Here is a 1,378-nt window from a genome sequence, read left to right on the forward strand (position 1 = left end):
TTAGGCTGGTCAGGTGGTTAGAAGTACAAGCCCCTGGCTTTAGACATGGGGTTGGTTTCTACGGAGTCCCTGACTTTAACTCGAGTGCGGTTCTATCTGAGCGATCGCGATCGCCGCCACTTGACGCACCGATTCTCGTTCGTCGGTTAATTTGCCTTGTAAGGCTTCCAGAGCGCTGCGATCGCCGATTTTGCCCAAGGCCAGCACTGCCGCCCGTCTGACTGACTCTGAGGGGTCATTCAGACGCTCGATGAGTGCCGATACCCCCAAGGGGGAACCCACCTGACCCAACACTGCTGCAGCTTCCACGCGCACCGCCGCTTCGCGATCGCGCAATGCCAGCAGCACTTTTGCCAAGGCTCGATCGCCTTGTTGCCCTTGGGCAATATTCCCGAGGGCGCTCACCACCGCACAGCGGACATCCACGGAGTCGGAGGCGATCGCCGCCATCAGCGGTTCCCTGGCGGATTCACCCATAAATGCCAAGGCCCAAGCGGCATGACCTTTCGCCGTTTCGGAGACATCGGCGGTGAGGGTATCGAGCAGGGCTTGCACTGCAGGTGCCCCCATTTTCGCCAAGGCCCCGGCGGCTGAACTTCGCACCACCGTATCTTCATCAGATAGCAAGGCATCCATTAAAATGGGAATTGCCCCAGGATAGCTGATTTTGGCCAAGGCTTTGCCGCAGGAGCGACGCACTACGGGGTTTGGGTGATTGGCTAATCCGTCCATTAAAAACGGAGCCGCTGCTTCCCCAATGATGCCAAATGCCTCCACTAAGCCTAAGCGGGTCATCCCTCGGGAATCTGCTAAGGCGGATACCATCTGCTGTAGGAGTTTGGCATCGGTGCGATCGAAGTTTCCCTCGGCGAGTTGCTCGTTGATGGTTTCGAGCAAGCGATCGGTTTGTGCCTGGGAGGGGGCAGGGGGTACATTGGATGAAACTCGAGAATCTGCCATGATTTATTCCGATCGCAATGGGTCGATGGTGGCTTTGCGCGATCGCAGATCGGCGAGCAAGGCATCGATCCGCTCTAATTCGGGATGTTGTTCTAAATGCGCCATTGTCGCTTTTTTAGAGAGTTTGACTTTTTTGGCCATTTCCGTGACGTCGTTGACGATTCGCTCTCGATATTGCTGCAAACCGGCGATGACGTCATCGAGTTCTTGTGTTGGTGAGGCTAGGGGGTTTTTTTCTGAATGCTCAGACATGGCTATGGCTGGTTTGGGACGCTAGCGGATAAACTGCACAGATCTATCATCCCAAAAGCGGTACTGCTTGACCAGGGAATATAAACTAAATTGATACTCCCTACGGATAAATCCGAGGGATTCTTAAAGAGTCCAAAGTCGGACTTTTAAAGGCGCTTTTCCCCAC

2 protein-coding genes are annotated in these 1,378 nt (G+C 54.7%); both read right to left on the reverse strand.

What is annotated here, in order from left to right:
* Positions 1-75: 75 nt before the first annotated feature.
* Positions 76-960, reverse strand: coding sequence for a HEAT repeat domain-containing protein (locus LKK83_RS27020; protein WP_324634580.1), 885 nt, complete (start codon positions 958-960; stop codon positions 76-78).
* 3 nt (positions 961-963) lie between these two features.
* A complete protein-coding gene (locus LKK83_RS27025; protein WP_324634581.1) occupies positions 964-1,212 on the reverse strand; it encodes an acetyltransferase in 249 nt (82 codons plus the stop codon).
* Positions 1,213-1,378 lie beyond the last annotated feature (166 nt).

It is taken from the genome of Phormidium sp. CCY1219, from assembly GCF_035615515.1.
GTDB lineage: Bacteria > Cyanobacteriota > Cyanobacteriia > Cyanobacteriales > Laspinemataceae > CCY1219.